Raw genomic sequence first — 18,685 nt, 5'->3', positions numbered from 1 at the left:
CGTGCGGCCTAGCGGCCGCCCCTGCGCGCGTCCGCCCGGCCGCGCTCGTAGCGGCGGACGCGCCGGTAACCGGTGAGCTGCCCCTCCGCGTCGAGTTCGACCTCGTAGCTCGCCATCAGGCTCATCGTGTCCGGAACCCGTTCCAGTTCGAGGACCTCGACCTCGAGCGACCACCCGTCGTCGGTCTGCTCGAAGGAGGACACCGACTCGGGCACCAGGCCGGTGAGTTCGGCCAGTTGGGCCCGCGCCTCGCGCAGGACCTCCATGGGGGTGGGCCGCCGGTTCACGTCTCTTTCCTTCTTGGGCTGGGAATCCTCTTCCTTCTCGGGCCGGGAATCCTCCGAGTCCTGGGATTTCTGTGAACTCTGTGACTGGGATGTGTTCTTTGTGTTCGACATGGCCACCTCTACCTGCGGGTGGCCGCTCCTCGGCGCGCCAAACATCGAGAGCGCACCGAGCGCACAGCAGTCCACGAAGCCACAGGTCAGGACGCCCGCGGGGGAGGAGATCCGTAGGTCGTGAGGTCTGCGGTCAGCGCACGACCGCCTCCTCCACCAGCAGCTTCGCCGCGGCCTCGATGCCGGCCGCGTCGATGCCCGCCGCGTGCAGCTGCTCGTCGGGCGCGGCGGAGCCCGGCATGGTGCGCACCGCCAGCCGGACCAGGCGGGGCACGGGCCGGCCGTCGCCGAACGCCTCAGCGACCGCGTCGCCGAGGCCGCCCTGCTCGTGGTGGTCCTCGACCGTCATGAGGCAGCCGGTCTCCTCGGCGGCCCGGCTCAGGGTCTCCGCGTCGACCGGCTTGACGGAGTACAGGTCGATCACGCGGACCGCGATGCCGTCCTGTGCGAGCCGGTCGGCGGCGGCCAGCGCCTCGTGCACGGTGACGCCGGCCGCGACGACCGTCAGCCGGTCGTGCTCCCCGGAACGCAGCACCTTGCTGCCGCCTACCGGGAACTCCTCGTCCGGACCGTAGATCACCGGGTCCTTGCCGCGCGAGGTGCGCAGGTAGCGGATGCCGTCGAGGCCGGCCATCTGCGCGACCAGCCGGGCGGTCTGGTTGGCGTCGCACGGGTAGAGCACGGTCGAGCCGTACACGGACCGGAACATCGCCAGGTCCTCCAGGCCCATCTGCGAGGGGCCGTCCTGGCCGATCGCGACGCCCGCGTGCGAGCCGACCAGGTTGATCCCGGAGCCGCTGATCGAGGCCATGCGCACGAAGTCGTGGGCGCGGCTGAGGAAGGCCGCGAACGTCGAGGCGTAGGGCACCCAGCCGCGGGTCGCCAGGCCCACGGCGGCGGCGACGAGCTGCTGCTCGGCGATGTAGCACTCGAAGAAGCGGTCGGGGTGCTCCTTGCCGAACTCCTCGGTGCGGGTGGAGTCGCCGACCTCGCCGTCGAGGGCGACGACGTCGCCGCGCGCGGTGCCGAGCGCGGCGAGCGCCGCGCCGAAGGCGTCCCGGGTGGCGACCTCGTCGCCCAGGTCGTAGCGCGGTAGCCGGACCGCGTCGGTGGTGGCGGAGCGCAGCACCGCGGCCGCGGACGGTTCGGAGACGCGGACCCGCAGGTCGCGGGGGCCGCCGAGCTCGGCGATGGCCTCGTCGGCATCCGGCAGCGGCTTGCCGTGCAGGCCCTCGCGGTCCTCGACCGCGGCGACTCCCTTGCCCTTGAGGGTGCGGGCGAGGATGACCGTGGGCTGGCCGGTGGTGGAGATCGCCTCGCCGTAGGCGCGGTCGATCTTGTCGACGTCGTGGCCGTCGATCTGGATGGTGTGCCAGCCGAACGCCTGGAAGCGGCGGGCGTAGGCGTCCAGGTCGTGGCCGTGGCGGGTGGGCCCGCGCTGGCCGAGCCGGTTGACGTCGACGATGGCGGTCAGGTTGTCCAGGTGCTCGTAGGAGGCGTGCTCGGCGGCCTCCCAGATCGAGCCCTCGGCCAGCTCGCTGTCCCCGCACAGCACCCAGACGCGGTAGTCGGCGCGGTCCAGTCGCTTGCCGGCGAGGGCGATGCCGACGCCGACCGGCAGGCCCTGGCCGAGCGAGCCGGTGGCGGTCTCCACCCAGGGCAGCCTGCGCGGGGTGGGGTGGCCCTCCAGACGGCTGCCGAGCTTGCGGAAGGTCAGCAGTTCGCCGTCCTCGACGGCGCCGGCCGCCTTGTAGGCGGAGTAGAGCAGCGGCGAGGCGTGTCCCTTGGAGAGGACGAAGCGGTCGTTGGCCGGGTGCTCGGGGCGCTCGAAGTCGTAGCGGAGGTGGTGGGCGAACAGCACGGCCACCAGGTCGGCGGCGGACATCGAGGAGGTCGGGTGCCCGGACCCCGCCGCGGCGGCGGCCCGCACGCTGTCCACGCGCAACTGCTGGCCGAGGGCGCCGAGTTCTTCGGTGTTCATGCGTCTCCTTCTGCTTCTGCAGGTGAGTCTGGGGCTGGGGCCGGCTCTGCTTGCGCTTCCGCCTCTGCCGGGCGGGGGCCGGCGGGGCCGGGGGTCGACGGCCGGTTCTGCGCGGGCTCGTCGCCCGTCCGGTTTCCGGCGGCCCCGCCGTCCGGTTCGCTCCGTGCGGGAGCGGTGGCCCGCGCGGCGCCGGGGGCCGTGTCCGCCGGGGCGGGGGCCGGGCCGCCGGCGTCGGGTACCCGGGGCAGTTCGGGGGACGCCGTGTCCAGCGGGACCGCCCAGGACCGCACGAGGCCGAGCTGGACGCCCTGACGCGGGAGCACGGCGTCCAGCAGCCAGTCCGCGGCGACGCGGACGCGGCCTGCGGGCAGCGCGGCCAGGTGGTAGCCGCGGGTGACCAGGCCGGCCGGCAGGCCGGACAGCGGCACCCCCAGCGGGTTGGCGGCCGCGTGGACGCCCCCGAGGTCGACGGCGAACCCCAGGTCGCGGTGGCGGTAGGCGCGCCGGCGCCGGCCGAGCCCGAGGGCCGCGGCCACGTTCTCGCCGGCCACCCTGCCCTGCCGCCAGGCGTGCTGGGCGGTCATCGGGGTGAACGCGCCCGGGTGCTCCAGGTCCGGTACGGCCGCCGCGTCGCCGCAGGCGAACACCTCGGGGCGGCCGGGCACCTGGAGGTAGGGGTCGACGATCAGCCGCCCCCGCTCCAGCGGCTGCCCGACGGCCTCGACCAGCGGATCGGGCCGGACCCCGACACACCACACCAGAGTCCGCGACGCCACGAACTCGCCGTCGGTGAGCAGCACCCCGTCACGGGTGGCCTCCTTCACCGAGGTGCCCATCCGCACGTCCACGCCGCGCGCCCGCAGCACCCGGTCGGCGGTGCGGGACAGCCGCTCGTCCATCTCGGGCAGCACCCGGGGCGCGACGTCCAGCAGCATCCAGCGCGGCCGGCTGCCGCCGGGCAGGTGGCGGCGGGCGAGGCCGTCGGTCAGCATCTGCATCTGCGCGGCCACCTCGGTGCCGGTGTAGCCCGCCCCGACCACGACGAAGGTGCGGCGCGCGGCGCGGACCGCCGGGTCGCCGGTCGCGGCGGCCAGCTCCACCTGGCGGATGACGTGGTCGCGCAGGTATAGGGCCTCGGGCAGTCCGCGGAAGCCGTGGGCGTGCTCGGCGACGCCCGGGATCGGCAGCAGCTTGTTGACGCTGCCGACGGCCAGCACCAGCCGGTCGTAGCCGAGGGAGCCGGTGCCGCCCTCCGGGTCGGTGTAGTGGACCGTGCGCGCGTCCAGGTCGGCCCGGCCGGCCTCGCCGAGCAGCAGCCGCACCCCGGGCAGGGTGCCGGCCAGCGACACGGTGACCCGGCGGGCCTCCAGGGCCCCGGCGGCGACCTGGGGCAGCAGCGGCAGGTAGAGGAAGTAGTCGGTCGGGTTGAGCAGCGTGATGTGGGCGCGGCCCCGGGTCACCCGGGCCAGGGTGCGGGCAGCCCGGTACCCGGCGAATCCGGCACCGACGATCACGACGCGTGGACGGCTCACGGTGCGCCTCCGGCGGTCTGGCTCCTCCGAGGTGTTCCGCGTAACCGGGGCAGGGGCACCCAAACGCCGCGCGGCTCACCCGGACGCCCGCCGGGACCCCGCGTTTCGCCGGGTCGGCCCCGGTTACCCGGCCGGGGCCGCGCCGCTCCGCCCGGGCCGGACCCCGCGGAGCCCACCCGCAAGCCCCGAACCCGACCGCCCGGTCGCCGGAGGTGTCACCCATGCCCGAGTACGGCTACTTCCTGTCCTGCGAGGAACACCGCCCCGCCGAGCTGGTCGAGCAGGCCCGGATGGCCGAGCAGGCCGGTTTCCAGGCGCTGTGGATCTCCGACCACTACCACCCGTGGAACGACGCGCAGGGCCAGAGCCCGTTCGTCTGGTCGGTGATCGGCGCGCTCTCGGAGGCCGTGTCACTGCCCGTCGAGACGGCCGTGACCTGCCCGACCGTGCGCATCCATCCGGCGGTGCTGGCGCAGGCCGCGGCGACCACCGCGGTGATGACCGGCGGGCGCTTCCGGCTCGGCGTCGGCACCGGCGAGGCGCTGAACGAGCACATCCTCGGCGACCGCTGGCCCCCGCTGCCCGTCCGCCTGGAGATGCTGGAGGAGGCCGTCCAGGTGATGCGGCGGCTGTTCACCGGTGAGGAGGTCAGCCACCACGGCACGCACTACACGGTGGAGAACGCCCGCCTGTACACCGTGCCCGACGAGCCGGTCCCGATCGACATCTCCGGTTTCGGCCCGAAGGCCACGGCGCTGGCCGCCCGGGTGGGCGACGGCTACATCACGATGGCGCCGGAGGAGGAGATGGTCACCCGGTTCCGCAAGGGCGGCGGCGGGGCCAAGCCGGTGAGCGGGGGCACGAAGGTCTGCTACGGCACCGACCGCGAGGAGTGCCTGCGCACGGTGCGGCGGCTGTGGTCCAACGAGCTGCTGCCCGGCGAGATGGGGCAGGTGCTGCCCTCGCCGCGGCACTTCGAGCAGCTCGCGGACCTGGTCACCGAGGACATGGTCCGGGAGAAGTCGGTGTGCGGCGACGACGTGGACGAGCACGTGGCCGCGCTGAGCGCGTTCGCGGACGCGGGGTTCGACCGGGTGTACGTCAACCAGATCGGATCCGACCAGCGCGGCTTCTTCGACTTCTACCGCACGAAGGTGCTGCCGCGGCTCACCGGCTGAGACGACGGCCGGCACGCGACCGAGGGGCGCGGGATGTCTCCCGCGCCCCTCGGTGCTGCCGGTGCGTGTCAGGCCCGGTGGTGCGGGCCCTCGGGGTCGACGCCGGGGCGGGGCGGCGAGGGGGCCTCGGACGGCATGGGCGGGTACCGCGTGCCGAGTCCGCCGGCCGGTACGGTCCCCGCGCCGCCGGCACCCGGGCCCGCGCCGTGCGGGTGCTTCGGGTGGGCGGCGCCGCGCAGCAGCTGGGCGAGCACGCCGAGGATCGCCGCGGTGATCAGGGCGGCCGCCCAGCCGGGCAGGCCCACCGCGAGACCCAGGCCCAGGGCGAGGGCGAGGGCACCGCCCGCGTACAGGGCGACGGCACCCGAGGCGGCGTAGAGCACGGCCGTGCGGCGCTGCTTGCGGCTCTGCTCGCGCAGTTCGTCGCGCACCGTCTCGCGTGCCACCTGTGCCAGTTCTTCGACGAGGTGCTTGTCCAGATGTTCCAGGTGATCCGAACGGTCCATGCCGCGCGGGTACCCGCGGGGCACGGCGGGTAACGGCGGGGGCCGCGACCGGGCACCGCGCGGCCGTCCGGTGCGGGCCGGGCCCCGCCCCAACTAGGCTCGTGCGCATGGAGATTCTGGGCGCCTCGCTGCGCATCTGCGTCGATGACCTCGACACCGCGATCCCCTTCTACGAACGTCTTACGGGCGGCACGGCACAGCGCTTCGAGCGCGGCGGCGTCCAGGTCGCCGCGATCGGCTCCTTCCTGCTGATGAGCGGGCCCGAGGCGGAGCTGGAGGTGCTGCGCAAGGTGGCGGCCACGATCGCGGTGAAGGACGTGGCCGAGGCGCACCGGCTGCTGACGGCTCTGGGCGCCCGGATCATCGCGGGGCCGGTGCCGACCCCGGCGGGCCGGAACCTGCTCGCGATGCATCCGGACGGTTCGGTCTTCGAGTACGTCGACCAGTCCGGCTGACCGGCCGCGCCGGTCAGGGCGTGTCCGGTCGCATCCGGAAGTCGTGCCGGGCGGGCAGCGGCTCGTCGGTGAGCCGGGCCCACAGCCGGCCGAGCACGTCCTCCCCCTCGCGCAGGTCCGCCACCTCCAGGTCCGGCCCGAGGACGGCGAGGGCCTCGGCCCGGCGGCCCTCGGCGAGCAGCAGTTCGGCCTCCAGCAGCCGGAACCGGCCGCGCCGGCGGACGGCGGGCAGCAGCCGCTCCCACACGGCGCGGGCGTCCGCCGTGCGGCGAGCGCGCAGCAGCGCCTGGAGGGTCTCGCGGCCGAGCGCGGCCACGGCGGCCGTCCAGGTCTCGCCGTCGTCCCGCCGTTCGCGGCACAGGTCCTCGAAGGCTTCCGCGTACCGGTCGGCGGCGCGTTCCAGGTGGCCCGACTCCTGGTCGGCGACGCCGAGGCAGCGCAGCAGCGGCCACTGCGAGGGGGCGAGCGGGAGGGCGCGTTCCCAGCTGCGGACGGCCTGGGCGCGGTCGCCCGCGTGCCACTGGGCGACGCCGAGGTGGTACTCGGTGTGCGGGGTGGCGGGGGCGGTCTCCAGCATGTCCCGCCAGTGCGGGGCGACCAGGGTCGGGTGCGGCGGGCGGACCCGGCGCGGTTCGGGCAGACAGCCGGTGCGCAGCAGTTCGGCCCAGGGCGCCTGGTCCTCGCCGAGCGTGGACTCGGGGAACGGGGTGCCGGGCAGTTTCCAGTCGGCGCGCAGCACTTCCAGCGCGCCCCAGCCGGAGCCGGTGGCCAGGCGCTCGCCGGGTTCGGTGTCGGCGTACGGCTTCCAGGCCGCGTACGCCTCCTCCACGCGCCGGCGCGGCAGCACGGCGGCCAGCCGCTCCTCCGCCGTCCGCACGACCTCGCTCCACTCCCCCTCGCGGGGTGTGTCGAGCGGGCCGTACGCCTCCAGCCAGGACACCTCGCTCTCCGGTTCCAGGCGGACGTGTTCGAGCTGGGTGCGGGCGAGTCCGGCCTGGACCTCGCAGTAGCCGCCGGTGCCGGGTTCGGTGAGCCAGTCCTGCCAGCGCCGGCCGCCCGGTCCGTGGCCCCACACGAACAGCTTGCGGCCGCGCAGCACGTCGGTGGAGGTCTGCACCAGGCCGCGGCCGTCCGCGGCCGGCGCGGCGATCCAGCGGCGCCGGCCGTCGGGTACCTCGTAGAACCAGTCGGCGGGATGGGGGCTGTCGAGCGGGTAGGTGCGGTCGATGCCGTCGTGGGCGGGGACGGGCACCCGGCGCAGCCGGCGCTCGTAGCCGAAGTGCCAGGCCTCCTCGGCCGGGGCGAGGACGCGTACGTCCTCGGGGACGGCGGTGTTGGACCACCAGTAGGTGGGGACCGGGCGCTCGTGCGGGTTGCGGACGCGGACGCCGACGAAGAGGAAGTCGGAGCCGTCCGGGAGCCACAGGTCGACCTGGAACGGCAGGTCGCGCAGCCGCTCCCACTCCCACAGGCGCAGCATCTGCCCGCCGTCGGGGGCGGGCACCAAGGCGGCGTGCAGGGGGGCGCAGGAGAGGGCGGTGTGGCCGGTGGCACCGATGTTCCACTCGATGCCGCCGGAGTACCAGGCGCCGTTGAGGGCGAAGCCGGCGGGCTGGAACACCGGGTTGCGGTAGAGGAGTTCGCGGCCGGTGGGCAGGTGGACGAGGGAGGCGACGCGGCCGCCCAGGCCGGGCAGGACGGTGGCGCGCAGCCGGTCGTTCTCGATCACCAGCGCGTCCAGGGACATCGGTTCGCGGGTTCTGCCGTACCCGTCGCGGACGCGTTCGGGCAGCAGGCTGTGCAGGGGGTCGAGGCCGAGCTGCCGGGCCATGTCCCGGGGCATGTCGTCCCGTTCCCGGTCGTCGATGCGGTGGACCTCGTCGAGGGGGCTCAGCGGCGGCAGGGGGTTGTCGGGGCCCAACCGGGCAGCGGGCAGGGTCAGTACCTCACGTCGGATCCTCGTCACCTTGACCATGGAACCCGGCGGGCGGTGAGTCGGCCAGAGGAGCTGCCGGTCAGGATTGCGCAAAGGCACCCCCGGCCCGGGTCATGGGCCGGGGGTGCCGTCCGCCGGCCCGGTCAGCTGTCGAAGTCGACGGTGAGGGTGTCGGAGACGGGGTAGGACTGGCAGGTCAGCACGTAGCCCGCGTCGACCTCGGCGGGTTCGAGGGCGTAGTTGCGGCGCATGTCGGCCTTGCCCTCGGTGATGTGGGCGCGGCAGGTGCCGCAGACGCCGCCCTTGCAGGCGAAGGGCAGGTCGGGGCGGACCCGGGCGGCGGAGTCCAGGATCGTGGCCTCGCGGGAGAGCGGGGAGGTGGTGGAACGGCCGTCCAGGACGAGGGTGACCTCGCTGACCGGGCCGTCCGCGCGGGGCTCGGCGTGCCGGACGGGGGCGACGGGTTCCTCGCCGGCGAAGAAGAGTTCCTGGTGGATCCGGTCGGCGGGGACGCCGAGCCCGGACAGCACCCGCTGGGCGTCGAGGACCATGCCGTGCGGGCCGCACAGCCACCAGTGGTCGGCGGTGGGGACGTCGACCAGGCCGTCGACGAGCGCGGCCAGCCGTTCGCCGTCCAGGCGGCCGCTGAGCAGATCGGCCTCGCGCGGTTCCCGGGACAGGACGTGCGCGAGCTGGAAGCGGGCCGGGTACAGGTCCTTGAGGTCGGCGAGTTCGTCGGCGAACATCACCGAGTCGGTGCGGCGGTTGCCGTAGAAGAGGGTGACCCGGGAGGCCGGGTCGGCGGCGAGGACGGACTCGGCGATGGAGACCATCGGGGTGATGCCCGAGCCGGCGGCGATCAGCACGTGGTGGCCGGGCACGGTCAGGTCGGGGGTGAAGGCGCCGACGGGGCCCATCACCTCGACGGTGTCGCCCGGGGCGACCTCGTCGACCAGCCAGGAGGAGAACAGGCCGCCGGGGACCACCCGTACGCCGATCCGGGGCCGGGTGCCGGCCGGGGAGCAGATCGAGTAGGAGCGGCGCTCGTCGCGGCCGTCCACCCGGCGGCGCAGGGTGAGCGACTGGCCGGGTTCGAAGGCGAACTCCTCGGCCAGTTCGGCGGGTACGTCGAAGCTCACCGCGACCGCGTCCTCGCACAGCCGCTGTACGGCCGCCACCCGCAGGGTGTGGAAGGCCGGGCGGCGGCGGGTGCGGCGCACCGGGGCGGGGGCCGCGTCGGCGGGCGCCAACAGGTCCTCCATCAGATCTCCTTGACGTACTCGAACGGTTCGCGGCAGGCGCGGCAGCGCCACAGCGCCTTGCAGGAGGTGGCGCCGAAGCGGGAGGTCTCCTCCGTGTCCGTGGCGCCGCAGCGCGGGCAGGGCACGGTGCGGCGGGTCGCCGACAGGACCAGCGGCACGGGGCCGGGGGCCGGGCGCGGCGCGGGTCCCGGGGGTGCGATGCCGTGCTCGGCGAGCTTGCGGCGGCCCTCGGGGGTGATCCAGTCGGTGGTCCAGGGCGGGTCGAGGACCGTGCGCACCTCGACGCGCTGGTAGCCGGCGCCCCTGAGCCGGGCGGCCACGTCGGCCCGCATCTCGGACATGGCCGGGCAGCCGGAGTAGGTGGGGGTGAGGTCGGCGACGACCGTGCCCTCGGGGGTCACCCGCACGTCCCTGAGCACGCCGAGGTCGGCGAGGGTGAGCATGGGCAGTTCGGGGTCGGGCACCTGCTCGGCGAGGTGCCGGGCGCGCCGGGCTTCGGTGAGGGTGGTCACCATGTCGCCTCCGGGTGGGCGCGGGCCACGCTCTGGAGTTCCGCGAGCAGCGGGGCGAGGTGGGCGGTGTGGGCGCCCGCGCGGCCGGAACCGGCCGGCTCGGCCGGCAGGCCGGGCAGGGTGAGGCCGGCCGCGTCGGCGACCTGCCGCAGCACGGCGAGGACCGGCTCCCCGGCGTCGTGCGCCGCGGTCAGCTCGCGCAGGTGCGGGACGACCTCGTCGAGGCCGGCCTGCATGCGCCGGTGGGACTCCTCGGTGCCGTCGCCGAGCCGGACGACCCACTCGGCGGCGTACTGCCGGTGGTAGGTCAGCTCCTTGACGCCCTTGGCGGCGACGGCGGCGAGCACCGGGTCGGCGGAGCCGGCCAGCCGCTCGAAGTGGGCCAGCCGCCAGCTGGCGAGGAGCAGCAGCCGGGCCATGGAGAACGCGAAGTCCCCGTTGGGCAGCTCGGCGAGGGTGACGTTGCGGAAGTCGTCCGCGTCGCGGAAGTAGGCGTAGGCGTCCTCGTCGCGTCCGGTGCCGTCGACCTGGCCGCAGCGGGCGTACAGCAGCCGGGCCTGGCCGAGCAGGTCGAGGCCCAGGTTGGCCAGGGCGACCTCCTCCTCCAGCTCCGGGGCGCGGGTGGTCCACTCGGCCAGCCGCTGGGCGGTGACGAGGGCGTCGTCACCGAGCGCGAGGCAGGTGGCGGCCAGTTCGGCCCGGTCGACGCCCTCGGGGACGGCGGTGCTCACGCCGTGCAGCGGGTCCTCGAAGCCGGTGCCGAAGGCCCAGCGGGCGTCGCTGTCGTCGTGTCCCTCGGCCAGGGACAGGTAGACGTGGTCGTCACTCATGACCTGCTCCTAGATGTGCGGGACGTCGTCGGGGATGTCGTAGAAGGTGGGGTGGCGGTAGACCTTGTCGGCGCTCGGGTCGAAGAAGGGGTCCTTCTCGTCGCGTGTGGAGGCGGCGATGTGCTCGGAGCGCACGACCCAGATGCTGACGCCCTCGTTGCGCCGGGTGTACAGGTCGCGGGCGTGGGTGAGGGCCATCCGGTCGTCGGCGGCGTGCAGGGAGCCGACGTGCACGTGGTTCAGCCCGCGCTTGCCGCGCACGAAGACCTCGTACAGCGGCCAGCCGTCCCGCTTCGTCTGCGTCTCGCTCATGCCGCCGCACCCTTCTTCGTCCGGGTGTCCGCCCCGGTGTCCGTCCCGGCCGTGGTCCTGGCCGCCTGCTTGGCCGCGTGTGCCGCGGCCGCCTCGCGCACCCAGGCGCCGTCCTCGTGCGCGGTGCGGCGCCTGGCCACCCGCTCGTCGTTGCACGGCCCGTCGCCGCTGATCACCCGCTTGAGCTCGGACCAGTCGGGGGTGCCGAAGTCGTAGCGGCCGCTCTCCTCGTTCCAGCGCAGCTCGGGGTCGGGCAGGGTGACGCCGAGCTTCTCGGCCTGGGGCACGGTCATGTCGACGAAGCGCCGGCGCAGTTCGTCGTTGCTGTGCCGCTTGATCTTCCAGGCCATGGACTGCGCCGAGTTGGGCGAGGCGTCGTCGGGCGGGCCGAACATCATCAGCGACGGCCACCACCAGCGGTCCACGGCGCCTTGGACCATGGCGCGCTGGGCATCGGTGCCGCGCATCATGGTCATCAGCAGTTCGTAGCCCTGCCGCTGGTGGAAGGACTCCTCCTTGCAGATGCGGACCATGGCCCGGGCGTAGGGCCCGTAGCTGCTGCGGCACAGCGGCACCTGGTTGCAGATGGCGGCGCCGTCCACGAACCAGCCGATGACGCCGACGTCGGCGAAGGACGCGGTCGGGTAGTTGAAGATCGAGGAGTACTTCTGGCGGCCCTCGATCAGCCGCTCGGTCAGGTCGGCGCGGTCGGCGCCGAGGGTCTCGGCGGCCGAGTACAGGTAGAGACCGTGGCCGGCCTCGTCCTGGACCTTGGCGAACAGGATGGCCTTGCGGCGCAGCGACGGCGCGCGGGTGATCCACTCGCCCTCCGGCTGCATGCCGATGATCTCGGAGTGCGCGTGCTGGGCGATCTGGCGGATCAGCGTCCTGCGGTAACCGTCCGGCATCCAGTCGCGCGGTTCGATCCGCTGGTCGCGCGCGATCGTGTCGTCGAAGCGCTCCTGGAGTCCGGGCGGCGCGTCGTCCGCCGAGACGTGCCCGGCCTGCCGTGCAGTCATCCCTACCACCAATCCCAACCGACCGTTCGTTCGGTCCATGATAGGACGAGTTCCCGTCGTTTTGGAAGTGGTGCGCTTCGGAAGCGGTAGGACCGGCCGGGCCCGGCCCCGCGACCGGTCAGTCCGCGGGCCGCATCTCCGCCGTCAGCGCCCAGCGCTCGTGGTCGCGCCAGGCCCCGTCGATGTAAATCATGTCGGGCGAGAAGCCCTCCAGACGGAAGCCGGCGCCGCGCGCGAGCCCGATGGACGCGGTGTTGCCGGGCTGCGCGTTGATCTCCAGCCGGTGCAGCCCGAGCGGCCCGAAGGCGTGGTCGATCACCAGGTCCAGGCCCTCGCGCATGAGGCCGCGGCCCGCCGCGTGCGCGAAGGCGCCGTAGCCGAGGGCACCGGACCGGAAACCGCCCCGGACGATGTTGTTGATGTTGATGAACCCGGCGATGGCCCCGGTGTCCTTCTCGCACACCAGGAAGCCGGCCCTGGCCGGGTCCTCGACGAGCGCCGCGGCGTAGCCCGCGTAGCCCTCCTCGGAGTCCGGCGGGAACAGCCACGGCCGGTGCAGGTCCTTGCTCTGCCGGGCCCGGGCCGTGAACTCGGGCCCGTCCTGCGGGGTGAAGGGACGGATGGCCACGCGCGGGCCCTCGGCGAGGTAGCGAGATGCGGGGTTCGGCATCCGGCCAGCCTACGCGGCCCGCGCGCGCCGCCCGCGGTCAGCGCAGCGCGGGCTCGTCCAGTGTCAACGTGCCCGCGTCGGCGTCGAGTTCGGCCGCGACGCCGAAGGGGACGGTCAGCGCGCCGGCGCAGTGCCCGAACCCGAACTCCTCCACGACGGGGACGCCGAGCGCGCCGAGGCGGTCGGCGAGCACCGGCCGCAGCCGCTCGTAGGGGCCGCACCGCTCCCAGGAGCCGAGCAGCAGCCCGTGCACGCCGTCCAGCCACCCCGCCCGCAGCAGCTGGGTGAGGAAGCGGTCCAGCGCGTACGGCTCCTCGCCCACGTCCTCCAGGCACAGCAGCCCGCCGCGCGCCGACGGACGGGCGTGCGGGGTGCCGAGCTCGGCGGCGAGCAGCGACAGACAGCCGCCCAGGGTGACCCCGCGGGCCCGGCCGGGCACCAGGGCACCGCCGCCGCAGGCCAGGGTGCGGACGGACTCCGGAGCGAAGAGGGTGGCCCGCAGATGCGTCTGGGCGCGCTCGTTCTTGACGAAGTCGATCCCCGCCGCCATCGGGCCGTGCAGCGTGGCGAGCCCGAGCCGGGTGGCGAACGCCTCGTGCAGGACGGTGAGGTCGCTGAAGCCGACGAACACCTTCGGGCCGGCCGCGCGCATCGCCTCCCAGTCCAGCAGGTCGACCATGCGCTGCGCCCCGTACCCGCCGCGGGCGCACAGCACCGCGTCCACCGACGGGTCGCACCATGCGTTCTGCAGGTCGGCGGCGCGGTCCGCGTCCGTGCCCGCCAGGTAGCCGAACTCCCGGTGCCGGTCCAGTACATGGGGGCCGGCCACCGGGTCGAGGTCCCAGCCGCGCAGCACGTCGAGGCCCGCCTGCAGGCGCTCCTCGGGCACCGGGCCGCTGGTGGCCACCACGGCCACGCGTGCGCCCGGCGCCAGCCGGGCCGGCCGCGTCAGCTCCTTCACGGGCGCAGCTCCAGCTTCGGCAGGCCGGGCACGTCCAGGCCGAACACCTGCGCGTACAAGGACAGTTCGGCCTCCAGGGCGCGCACCATGGTGTCGGACCGGCGGAACCCGTGCCCCTCACCCTCGAAGGTGAGGTAGGCGTGCGGCACGCCCCGGCCCTCGACCGCGGCGAGGAAGCGCTCGCTCTGGGCGGGCGGGCAGATCACGTCGTCCAGGCCCTGGAGCATCACGAACGGCACCGAGAGCCGGTCGGCGTGCGCGGTGGGCGAGCGTTCGGCGTACCGGTCGGCCACCTCATCGCGCGGCCCGATCAGGGAGTCCAGGTACCGCGACTCGAAGTCGTGGGTCTCCCCCGGCCCCCAGGTGGTGAGGTCGAGGACGGGGTAGATGATCGTGCCGCAGGCGTAGACGTCGGTGCCGGTCAGGGAGGCGGCGGTGGTCCAGCCGCCCGCGCTGCCGCCCCGGACGGCGAGCCGGTCGGGGTCCGCGGTGCCCTCCTCGGCCAGGGCCCGCGCGACGGCCGCGCAGTCCTCGACGTCGACGACGCCCCACTGCTCGCGCAGCCGCTCCCGGTAGGCGCGGCCGTATCCGGTGGAGCCGCCGTAATTCACCTCGACGACGCCGATGCCGCGCGAGGTGAAGTAGGCGATCTCCAGGTCCAGCACCTGCGGCACCCGGCTGGTGGGACCGCCGTGCGCCCGGACGACGTACGGCGGCAGTTCGCCGGCGGGTCCGGTGCGGGCGGGGTGGTGCGGCGGGTAGACGTGCGCGTGCACCTCGCGGCCGCCGGGTCCGGTGAAGGTGCGGCTGTGCGGCTCGGGGTAGTACGCCGGGTCGACCGGGTCGTGGTGCAGGGCGCCGACGGCGCGGGCGCGCCCGCTGCGGGCGTCCAGCTCGACCACCTCGGGGGCGGTGCGCGGACCGGCGCCGACCGCGACCACCCGGTCGCCGTGGGCCGACAGGGTGGACCCGAACTCGGTCCAGGGCCCGGCGGCGTCCACGACCTCGCCGGTCTCGGGATCGAGTATGCCGAGTGCCGCGGCCCCCTTGCCGTGGACGACCGCCAGCAGCCCGTTGTCCAACGGGGCGAACCAGCTCAGGCCCAGCATCCACAGCGGCCCGGCGAACTCCTCCTCGCGCCGGCACAGCGGGGTGCCGTCCCGGTACAGGTTCCACCAGCCGCCGCGGTCGCTCGCGTACAGCAGCCGCCCGTCCCGGGACCACTCCACCTGCGCGACGGACTCCTGCGGTCCGCCGGCGACCGTGTGGACGGTATGCAGTCTGCCGTCGTCACCGACCTCGCCGACCAGCAGCTCCGTGCCGTCCCAGGGCATCCGGGGATGGTCCCAGCCGAGCCAGGCGGCCCGGCGGCCGTCCGGCGAGAGCCGGGGCCCGGTGACGAACCGGTGCCGCTCCTCGGTGAGCTCCCGCACGGCGGACCGGTCGCCGGCGGCCGAGCCGTCCAGCGGGACGGCGGCCAGGACGCGCCGCACGTCGCCGGCACCGGGGCCGGTGAACTCCTCCAGGACGCACCACACCTCGCCGCGCACGAGGTCCACCCGCGGTTCCGCCCAGCGCAGCCCGCCGCCCACCGCGGACACCGGGGTCAGCGGGCGCGGCTCGCCGCCGGGCTCGTACCGGTACAGCCGCTGGTCGGCGAAGTCGGTGAACACGATCAGCGGCACGCCGCCCCGGACCACTCCGGCCCAGGGCCGGCCGCCGTACTCGATGACCCGGCTGCGCACGTTCCACGGCGCGGGCAGCACCGAGCGCTCGGTGCCGTCGGCGGTGCGGCGCACCAGCGCCCGGCGGCCGCCCTCGGCGGGCCGGGGTTCGGTCCACCACACCTCGTCCCCGACGAAGCCGACCCACTGCGGGCCGCCGCCGTGCGCGGCGGCCAGTGCCGCGTCGACGGGCGAGGGCCACGACCCGTAGGCCGCCGCGACCGTCCCGTCCCCCGTCCCGTCCGCCATGTCCTCCCCCATCTCCTGCGTCATCTTCCCCGTCATCTCCCGCGTCGTCTTCCGCGTCGTCTTCCGCGCCGTCTCCTCCCCCATCGCTCAGGCCGTCCGCAGGAAGCGGTCGAGGACCCGGACGCCGAAGTGCAGGGCCTCGACGGGCACCCGCTCGTCGACGCCGTGGAACAGCGCCTGGTAGTCGAGGTCCTCGGGCAGCTTCAGCGGGGCGAAGCCATAGCCGGTGATGCCGAGCCGCGAGAACTGCTTGGCGTCGGTGCCGCCGGACATGCAGTACGGCACCACGTGCCCCTCGGGCGCGAACTCCTCGACGGCCGCGCGCATCCGCGCGTACGTCGGCGAGTCCACCGGCGCCTGGAGGGCGACCTCGCGGTGCGCGAACTCCCAGTCCACGTCCGGGCCGGTGAGCCGGTCCAGGGTGGTGCGGAACTCCTCCTCGCCGCCCGGCAGGTAGCGCCCGTCCACGAAGGCGACCGCCTCGCCCGGGATGACGTTCAGCTTGTAGCCGGCCTCCAGCATGGTGGGGTTGCTGCTGTTGCGGAGGGTGGCCTCGACCAGCTTGGCGGCCGGGCCCAGCTTCTCCAGCAGCCGGTCCACGTCGGTGAGGTCCGGGTCGATGCCGTGGAGCGTGGCGAGTTCGGTGAGGGCGGCCCGTACGGTCGGGGTGAGCCGCAGCGGCCACTGGTGCTCGCCGATACGGGTGACGGCGGCGGCGAGCCGGGTCACCGCGTTCTCCCTGTTGACCTTGGAGCCGTGTCCGGCGCGGCCGCGCGCGGTGAGCTTCAGCCAGCCGGTGCCGCGCTCCCCCGCCGCGATCGGGTAAAGCTGCCGGCCCGCCCCGTCGTGGAAGGTGAAGGCACCCGATTCGCTGACGCCCTCGGTGCAGCCCTCGAAGAGCCCGGGGTGCTCGTCGGCGAGGAAACCGGAGCCGTCCTCGGCGCTGGCCTCCTCGTCGGCGGTGAAGGCGACGACGACGTCCCGGCGGGGCCGCAGTCCCTGCCGGGCCCAGGAGCGGACGACCGCGAGGATCATCGCGTCCATGTTCTTCATGTCGACGGCGCCGCGCCCCCACACCACACCGTCGCGGATCTCCCCCGAGAACGGGTCGACGCTCCAGTCGGCCGCCTCGGCCGGCACCACGTCCAGGTGGCCGTGGACGAGCAGGGCGTCGGCGGACGGGTCGGTGCCCGCGATCCGGGCCACGACGTTGGTGCGCCCGGGGGTCCGCTCCAGCATCAGGGGCTCCAGGCCCGCACCGGCCAGCCGCTCGGCCGCGTACTCGGCGGCGGGCCGCTCCCGGCAGTCGCCGCCGCCCCGGTTGGTGGTGTCGATTCGGATCAGCCCGGAGGTGAACTCGACCACCTCGTCCAGTGCCTGCTGGTCAGCCATACTGCTCCTCCACCGCGGCCGAGACGATCGTGGTGACCGCCTTGAAGGTCCGGATTCCCTCGTACATGGTGTCGCTGGTGTACGCCACCTTCCGTTCGCCGGTGCGGGCCACGCCCGGGACGACGGTCGCCGCCATCGCCAGGTGCTCGGCGTCGAACTCGACGGCGACGGTGAACGGCCCGGCGTGCACGGGCTCGTGCCGGACGGCGAGCCGCGCGGCCTCCTCGGCGGCCGCGCGGATGTCGGCGGCGGTCCTGGCCGGCGTGCGGCAGACCGCCGCGTAGCGGGACACGTGGTCCTTGACCGCGACCTTCAGCGCTCCGGGCGCGTAGCCGAGCGCGTCCTCGCAGGCCAGGTCGTCGCCGGTGAAGAGCACCACCGGGACGCCGTACTCGGCGACGACGTGCGCGTTCAGCAGACCCTCGCTCGCCCGGACGCCGTTCAGCCACACCCCGGTGATCTGGTTGGCCAGGTAGGTGTGGGCGAGGACGCCCTCCGTCCCGGCGCCGGTGTGGTAGCCGACGAAGGCGATGCCGTCGACGTCGCCGTGCTGGACGCCCTCCACCATGGACAGCGTCTTGTGCCGTCCGGTGAGCATCTCGACCCGGTCGTCGAGGCGTTCCAGGAGCAGGTTGCGCATGGACCAGTGGGCCTCGTTGACGAGCACCTGGTCGGCGCCGCCGTCGAAGAAGCCGAGGGCGGCCGCGTTCACGTCCGAGGTGAACATCGAACGGCAGCGCTCCCACTGAGGCGTCCCGGGCAGCACGTCGGCCGGCCAGGTGACCCCGGTGGCGCCCTCCATGTCCGCGCTGATGAGGATCTTCATGCCGCGTCACGTTACGCGTCGCGGCCCCGGCAGGCTACGACGGCGGGCCACGTCGTCAGGGCCGCCCGAGGCCGGTGAGCGGCACGCCCGGGCAGCGGTACCGCCGGTGGGACACGGCTTCGTCACGGCCGGAGCGAGGAAGTCCGCCGGGCCCGGGTCCGCTCGCGCGGTCCCGGGCCCGGAGCGGGGCGGGCGGTGTCAGTGCGCGGCGAGGACGAACCAGTGGGCCGGGAGGTCGATACGGGTGCCGTCGGCGAGGTGTTCGGTCTGCGGCAGGGTCGTCCCGCCCTCGGCGAGGATCCTCAGGCCGGCCTCGGCGAGCAGGCGCGGGATCTCCTCGTCGTCGGCGTCGGCGGGCTTGAGGTGGTGGTCGAAGACCCGGCGCAGCTTGGGGCCGGGGCCGTCGGGGCCGTCCGCCGCCTGCCGCAGGACGTCCCGGGAGGCGGAGGTCAGTTCCACGACGAAGGCGCGGCCCCGGGTACCGATGAGCCGGGCGACGGCGGCCGCGACCAGGGGGCGTGCGGCCGGTTCGCTCTGGTGGATGACGGCCCGCATGTAGACGTTGCTGTCGCCGAGCCTGTCGTGCAGGGCCTCGACGGCGGCGGCGTCGGTCAGGTCGAGCTGGTGGAACTCGACGGACGTCCCGTCCGCGGCCTTCTCGGCGGCGCGGCGGGCGTGCTCGACGGCCGCGTGCGAGAGGTCGACGCCGACGGCGCGCGCGAACCGGGTGGCGAGGTAACGGGTCTGGGTGCCGTTGCCGCAGCCGAGGTCCACGACGGTGCGCGTGGCGTCCGCGTGGGGGAGCAGCAGTTCGCTGTGCGGTCCGGCGGTCAGCGAGGGGTCGGCGTCCCAGATGGCCTCGCCCGGGGCGTCGGAGGTCCCACGCCAGTAACTCTCCCAGTTGTCACGGTAGTTGTCCGAGACGACGTTCATCGCGATCTC

The 18,685-nt window shown here is 74.5% G+C and carries 18 protein-coding genes; 2 read left to right on the top strand and 16 right to left on the bottom strand.

Translation table 11 applies throughout. From position 1 onward, the window contains the following. Positions 1-8: 8 nt before the first annotated feature. The 3 genes from B446_RS30005 to B446_RS29990 all read right to left on the bottom strand — a co-directional run bounded on the left by B446_RS30005 (position 9) and on the right by B446_RS29990 (position 3,911). Complete coding sequence (locus tag B446_RS30005; RefSeq protein WP_078614960.1) at positions 9-398, bottom strand: gas vesicle protein; 390 nt, start codon at positions 396-398, stop codon at positions 9-11. Between the two features lie 133 nt (positions 399-531). Then, on the bottom strand, positions 532-2,379 hold the full coding sequence (locus tag B446_RS29995) for a transketolase (RefSeq protein ID WP_020943195.1): 1,848 nt from the start codon (positions 2,377-2,379) through the stop codon (positions 532-534). Next, on the bottom strand, positions 2,376-3,911 hold the full coding sequence (locus B446_RS29990) for an NAD(P)/FAD-dependent oxidoreductase (RefSeq protein ID WP_020943194.1): 1,536 nt from the start codon (positions 3,909-3,911) through the stop codon (positions 2,376-2,378). Before B446_RS29990 ends, B446_RS29995 begins: the two co-directional genes overlap by 4 nt. A 221-nt stretch (positions 3,912-4,132) precedes the next feature. Here B446_RS29990 and B446_RS29985 point away from each other — a divergent pair, with 221 nt between their 5' ends. Then, the gene (locus B446_RS29985) at positions 4,133-5,089 is read left to right on the top strand and encodes an LLM class F420-dependent oxidoreductase (protein WP_020943193.1); all 957 of its coding nucleotides are present in this window, start codon (positions 4,133-4,135) and stop codon (positions 5,087-5,089) included. A gap of 68 nt (positions 5,090-5,157) precedes the next feature. Here B446_RS29985 and B446_RS29980 read toward each other — a convergent pair whose 3' ends face one another. Beyond that, on the bottom strand, positions 5,158-5,595 hold the full coding sequence (locus B446_RS29980) for a phage holin family protein (protein ID WP_020943192.1): 438 nt from the start codon (positions 5,593-5,595) through the stop codon (positions 5,158-5,160). Positions 5,596-5,702: 107 nt separating this feature from the next. Between B446_RS29980 and B446_RS29975 the strand changes: the two genes are divergently transcribed. Further along, positions 5,703-6,050, top strand: a complete 348-nt coding sequence (locus tag B446_RS29975) for a VOC family protein (protein ID WP_020943191.1) — start codon at positions 5,703-5,705, stop codon at positions 6,048-6,050. Positions 6,051-6,063: 13 nt separating this feature from the next. Here B446_RS29975 and B446_RS29970 read toward each other — a convergent pair whose 3' ends face one another. The 12 genes from B446_RS29970 to B446_RS29915 form a co-directional block, all read right to left on the bottom strand. After that, positions 6,064-8,025, bottom strand: coding sequence for a DUF5107 domain-containing protein (locus B446_RS29970; protein ID WP_043476708.1), 1,962 nt, complete (start codon positions 8,023-8,025; stop codon positions 6,064-6,066). Positions 8,026-8,129: 104 nt separating this feature from the next. After that, a complete protein-coding gene (gene paaE / locus B446_RS29965; protein ID WP_020943189.1) occupies positions 8,130-9,248 on the bottom strand; it encodes a 1,2-phenylacetyl-CoA epoxidase subunit PaaE in 1,119 nt (372 codons plus the stop codon). Continuing rightward, positions 9,248-9,763 carry a 1,2-phenylacetyl-CoA epoxidase subunit PaaD gene (gene paaD, locus B446_RS29960; protein ID WP_020943188.1) on the bottom strand — a complete coding sequence of 172 codons (516 nt, stop codon included), beginning with the start codon at positions 9,761-9,763 and terminating at the stop codon, positions 9,248-9,250. Before paaD ends, paaE begins: the two co-directional genes overlap by 1 nt. After that, complete coding sequence (gene paaC / locus B446_RS29955; RefSeq protein WP_020943187.1) at positions 9,757-10,590, bottom strand: 1,2-phenylacetyl-CoA epoxidase subunit PaaC; 834 nt, start codon at positions 10,588-10,590, stop codon at positions 9,757-9,759. Before paaC ends, paaD begins: the two co-directional genes overlap by 7 nt. 9 nt (positions 10,591-10,599) lie before the next feature. Beyond that, positions 10,600-10,902, bottom strand: coding sequence for a 1,2-phenylacetyl-CoA epoxidase subunit PaaB (paaB, locus tag B446_RS29950; RefSeq protein WP_020943186.1), 303 nt, complete (start codon positions 10,900-10,902; stop codon positions 10,600-10,602). Continuing rightward, positions 10,899-11,921, bottom strand: a complete 1,023-nt coding sequence (gene paaA / locus B446_RS29945; protein ID WP_020943185.1) for a 1,2-phenylacetyl-CoA epoxidase subunit PaaA — start codon at positions 11,919-11,921, stop codon at positions 10,899-10,901. The genes paaB and paaA overlap by 4 nt, the downstream gene beginning before the upstream one ends. 118 nt (positions 11,922-12,039) lie before the next feature. Beyond that, positions 12,040-12,591: a GNAT family N-acetyltransferase gene (locus tag B446_RS29940; RefSeq protein WP_043476705.1), complete on the bottom strand. Its 552-nt coding sequence runs from the start codon at positions 12,589-12,591 to the stop codon at positions 12,040-12,042. Positions 12,592-12,628: 37 nt separating this feature from the next. Further along, positions 12,629-13,552: a S66 peptidase family protein gene (locus B446_RS29935; protein ID WP_020943183.1), complete on the bottom strand. Its 924-nt coding sequence runs from the start codon at positions 13,550-13,552 to the stop codon at positions 12,629-12,631. Next, the gene (locus B446_RS29930) at positions 13,549-15,549 is read right to left on the bottom strand and encodes a prolyl oligopeptidase family serine peptidase (protein ID WP_419184165.1); all 2,001 of its coding nucleotides are present in this window, start codon (positions 15,547-15,549) and stop codon (positions 13,549-13,551) included. The genes B446_RS29935 and B446_RS29930 overlap by 4 nt, the downstream gene beginning before the upstream one ends. 63 nt (positions 15,550-15,612) lie before the next feature. Beyond that, the gene (locus B446_RS29925) at positions 15,613-16,917 is read right to left on the bottom strand and encodes a M20/M25/M40 family metallo-hydrolase (protein ID WP_020943181.1); all 1,305 of its coding nucleotides are present in this window, start codon (positions 16,915-16,917) and stop codon (positions 15,613-15,615) included. After that, positions 16,910-17,743: a M55 family metallopeptidase gene (locus B446_RS29920; RefSeq protein ID WP_020943180.1), complete on the bottom strand. Its 834-nt coding sequence runs from the start codon at positions 17,741-17,743 to the stop codon at positions 16,910-16,912. The genes B446_RS29925 and B446_RS29920 overlap by 8 nt, the downstream gene beginning before the upstream one ends. A gap of 198 nt (positions 17,744-17,941) precedes the next feature. Beyond that, a complete protein-coding gene (locus B446_RS29915; RefSeq protein WP_020943179.1) occupies positions 17,942-18,676 on the bottom strand; it encodes a class I SAM-dependent methyltransferase in 735 nt (244 codons plus the stop codon). Between the last annotated feature and the right edge of the window lie 9 nt (positions 18,677-18,685).

The sequence above is a fragment of the Streptomyces collinus Tu 365 genome (assembly GCF_000444875.1).
GTDB classification, from domain to species: Bacteria; Actinomycetota; Actinomycetes; order Streptomycetales; family Streptomycetaceae; genus Streptomyces; species Streptomyces collinus_A.
This window is presented reverse-complemented; position numbering and strand designations above follow the sequence as displayed.

Excerpts from the sequence above, each read along its gene's own strand:
- paaA (WP_020943185.1), bottom strand. The coding sequence starts at position 11,921 with ATGACTGCACGGCAGGCCGGGCACGTCTCGGCGGACGACGCGCCGCCC.
- B446_RS29940 (WP_043476705.1), bottom strand. The coding sequence starts at position 12,591 with ATGCCGAACCCCGCATCTCGCTACCTCGCCGAGGGCCCGCGCGTGGCC.
- B446_RS29985 (WP_020943193.1), top strand. The coding sequence starts at position 4,133 with ATGCCCGAGTACGGCTACTTCCTGTCCTGCGAGGAACACCGCCCCGCC.
- paaC (WP_020943187.1), bottom strand. The coding sequence starts at position 10,590 with ATGAGTGACGACCACGTCTACCTGTCCCTGGCCGAGGGACACGACGAC.
- B446_RS29930 (WP_419184165.1), bottom strand. The coding sequence starts at position 15,549 with ATGACGCAGGAGATGGGGGAGGACATGGCGGACGGGACGGGGGACGGG.
- B446_RS29925 (WP_020943181.1), bottom strand. The coding sequence starts at position 16,917 with ATGGCTGACCAGCAGGCACTGGACGAGGTGGTCGAGTTCACCTCCGGG.
- B446_RS29920 (WP_020943180.1), bottom strand. The coding sequence starts at position 17,743 with ATGAAGATCCTCATCAGCGCGGACATGGAGGGCGCCACCGGGGTCACC.
- B446_RS30005 (WP_078614960.1), bottom strand. The coding sequence starts at position 398 with ATGTCGAACACAAAGAACACATCCCAGTCACAGAGTTCACAGAAATCC.
- B446_RS29980 (WP_020943192.1), bottom strand. The coding sequence starts at position 5,595 with ATGGACCGTTCGGATCACCTGGAACATCTGGACAAGCACCTCGTCGAA.
- B446_RS29995 (WP_020943195.1), bottom strand. The coding sequence starts at position 2,379 with ATGAACACCGAAGAACTCGGCGCCCTCGGCCAGCAGTTGCGCGTGGAC.
- paaB (WP_020943186.1), bottom strand. The coding sequence starts at position 10,902 with ATGAGCGAGACGCAGACGAAGCGGGACGGCTGGCCGCTGTACGAGGTC.
- B446_RS29975 (WP_020943191.1), top strand. The coding sequence starts at position 5,703 with ATGGAGATTCTGGGCGCCTCGCTGCGCATCTGCGTCGATGACCTCGAC.
- paaD (WP_020943188.1), bottom strand. The coding sequence starts at position 9,763 with ATGGTGACCACCCTCACCGAAGCCCGGCGCGCCCGGCACCTCGCCGAG.
- B446_RS29915 (WP_020943179.1), bottom strand. The coding sequence starts at position 18,676 with ATGAACGTCGTCTCGGACAACTACCGTGACAACTGGGAGAGTTACTGG.
- paaE (WP_020943189.1), bottom strand. The coding sequence starts at position 9,248 with ATGGAGGACCTGTTGGCGCCCGCCGACGCGGCCCCCGCCCCGGTGCGC.
- B446_RS29970 (WP_043476708.1), bottom strand. The coding sequence starts at position 8,025 with ATGGTCAAGGTGACGAGGATCCGACGTGAGGTACTGACCCTGCCCGCT.